This is a genomic window from Novipirellula sp., from assembly GCF_041583735.1.
Lineage (GTDB): Bacteria > Planctomycetota > Planctomycetia > Pirellulales > Pirellulaceae > Novipirellula.
The window spans coordinates 1-2,913 of the sequence record NZ_JBFHFD010000872.1; the positions used below are offsets into that span (position 1 = coordinate 1).

The 2,913-nt window shown below is 53.8% G+C and carries 2 protein-coding genes; both read left to right on the plus strand.

Annotated elements, in window-relative coordinates; translation table 11 throughout:
• The coding region (locus ABX962_RS33980) for an autotransporter domain-containing protein (protein ID WP_372726104.1) at positions 1–409 on the plus strand (409 nt) is incomplete at its 5' end.
• 587 nt (positions 410–996) lie between these two features.
• Positions 997–2,598 carry a prenyltransferase/squalene oxidase repeat-containing protein gene (locus tag ABX962_RS33985; RefSeq protein ID WP_372726105.1) on the plus strand — a complete coding sequence of 534 codons (1,602 nt, stop codon included), beginning with the start codon at positions 997–999 and terminating at the stop codon, positions 2,596–2,598.
• The last annotated feature ends 315 nt before the right edge of the window (positions 2,599–2,913 follow it).

Genomic DNA, 2,913 nt, shown 5'->3' on the forward strand with positions numbered 1-2,913 from the left:
ACACACGACACGCGTCGAACTCGACGCGATTCGCGAAACCGGTGATGACGATTTCGCACTGATCAACGGTGGCGGCTCGGGCGAATCGCTTCGCAGCGTGCTGGGACTCTCGCTCAACCAATCCGCCCCAACCCCGCTTGGCATCGCTACCACTCGGCTGCGCTTTGGATGGATGCATGAGTACCTGGATGAATCCGAGACGTTTGTATCGCAGGTCGCTAATGGCGGCACCGCGACGGGGTCGCTCGAGGACCGGGGCGTCATGGCTGGCGATGACTGGGCCATCTTGCGAGCCCAAGTCGATATGGGGGTTCTGCTGGGCGGACAGTTCACGGTGGCCTACCAAGGCCAAGCCAACAGCGATTCGTCGTTCAACTCGCTACTGGCCGGAACTCGCTGGATCTTCTAATGTCTAGCTCAAACTCGTTTCTTAAAATAATGAGACATTCTGAATTGATGTCACCAGATCGGCGGCACGCAGTTGCCTGGATCTCGCTTCACAGTACTGCAAAATCTCGCCCCCGTAACGCATCCAAGCCATTCCAGCTTGCTCCTAGATATGAAATCAACCTCTTGCACCCGTCTCTAGCCGTCCACAGCGACTTCCCGAAACAACTTTCGCCTATCGGCAACAGCAGCTGTTTCCTTTCGGAGATACAAATGGATGCACATACAAACGGATACCCTCATTGCCAATTAAAAACCGAACAAACAGAAGCATCGCATCAACATCACATCGCCTTATTTTGACCATCGCTGTCAAAATTTTGCAGGACAAGATGGCAAAGTAGGTAATGTCACCCCTATAATACAAATCGTATCTTTTGTAGCCAGCGGCTCCCCCATCAATCCAACCGCTGTGACAGTCGCGTTTAAAGATCGTCCTTATCAATAGATGGCTGATTTTGAAGCCATCAAAAGACGTTGCTAACGAAAGCCGATTTGATGCAAACTTCATCAAACTCTCTGTTGCTGCCTTTTCCGGCTCCACCTCGCGTGAGGAAATCCCCCCCTCGATGGCGTGGCGAGCATGGGGAATCCAACCGCGAACGCTCGCAGCCTTGGCTTCAGAATAGCAAACCGCCGCTCGCTGTCCCAAACGATGAAACCGTAGCGGCCAACCTGAACCCTTATTCGCTTCAGCAAATCAAGGACCGCATCTTAAACGCGCCGCCTTGGCTACTTAGCACGATCTTCCACCTCATCCTGCTGCTGGTCTTGGCGTTCATTACCATTTCCAGTGAAACGGTCAATGGAATCCTGCTGACGATCACTCCGGCCGCAGTGGTGGAAACGAAACCCGAACTCGTTGAGTTTTCAATGGAGCCCATTGAATTACCTGAACTTGCTCCCGTGGATGCTGCCAGCGACCTTGGTCTCGCTTCTCAAGTCGAGGTGGCCCCCCTGTTCAAGGAAATCACGCTTGCTCAGCCGCAGGCATTTGCCCCTGAAATGTCACAAATAGATCCGTTCAGCCAACTTCCGAAAACATCAGGTGCATCGCTTGGAGTTTCCAAAAATGTCGGCGAAGTCAGCTCGATGTTCAGCGGCCGTACGGGAAAAACCAAACAGGAACTGCTGGCCAAATACGGAGGCACCCAAGTGACCGAAGATGCGGTGGCCCTTGGATTGGCATGGTTAAAGCGTCAACAACGAACCGACGGCAGTTGGAGCATGCGGGGTCCCTACCGTGACGGCAGCCTGATGGAGAACGAAACGGCGGCCACCGCAATGGCGATGATCGCGTTTATGGGCGCGGGCAACACCCACCGCAGTGGAAAATACAAGCATGAAGTCATGAACGCGGTACAGTGGCTTGTCAAACAACAAAACCGAGTCGGTTTCATGGCCGAGCGGGCCAATGATCACGAGAAAATGTATGCTCAAGGATTGGCTACGATCGCGTTATGCGAGCTTTATGGCATGACGCACGACTACTGGTTAAGACCGCATGCACAATTGGCATGCGATTTTGCCGTTGATGCACAATCGCCTCAAGGTGGATGGCGTTACCAACCCAAATTTGATTCCGACACGTCGGTCACCGGATGGTTCTTGATGGGGCTAAAAAGTGGCGAGGCAGCCGGTTTGGATGTGGATCGCTACGTGTTCATGAATATCGAAAAGTACTTAGACACCGTTGGCGGAGGAGGGTATGACCAAGGGTATTCGTACCAGGTGGGCGAAGAGGCCACACGTTCGATGACGGCCGAGGGTCTGTTGTGCCGGCAATATTTAGGATGGCAGCGAAATCGGCCTGAAATGACACACGGACTTGGATCGTTTGTTGCCAAGGACCCCATCGACCGTCGTGACTCGGACGTCTACTACTGGTACTACGCCACGCAGGCACTGCACCACTACGGCGGTCCATTGTGGGAGAAATGGAACGATAAAATGCGAGTCGAACTGCCAGCAATGCAGGAGAAAAACGGTGGCGAACAAGGAAGTTGGTCTCCCGTCAACGATGCATGGGGAACCTACGGGGGGCGTCTTTACACGACCTGTTTCTCACTCTACTCGCTCGAGGTTTATTACCGCCATATGCCGCTGTACGCTGGCCAAGCTCCCAAAGCGGCAGAAGAAGATGACGAGTAGCGAAACCTCACGTGTGACGGCTGGTCTTGTGAGCCGTGTGCCGGCACCGGGTACTGCGTGGAACCCGGCCGCTGACGCGTCGCGGCTCAATAAATCAACAAGCCGTTGGCGAGTGCCGCTACTGAACAATCACGGCGACTATTTTCGCTTAGTCGAAGCAACTGATGACACGGGCAATCCAGGAACCACTTGTAGCGTAGGCCTGAGATCCGTTGCATCATTGGAAAGCAGACGTTCGGGGCCAACAAAGTAGGTGTGATTGTCCGCCACGATCAAGTTGAACGTTTCGACCGGTTCGGCAACCGGTTCAATCGA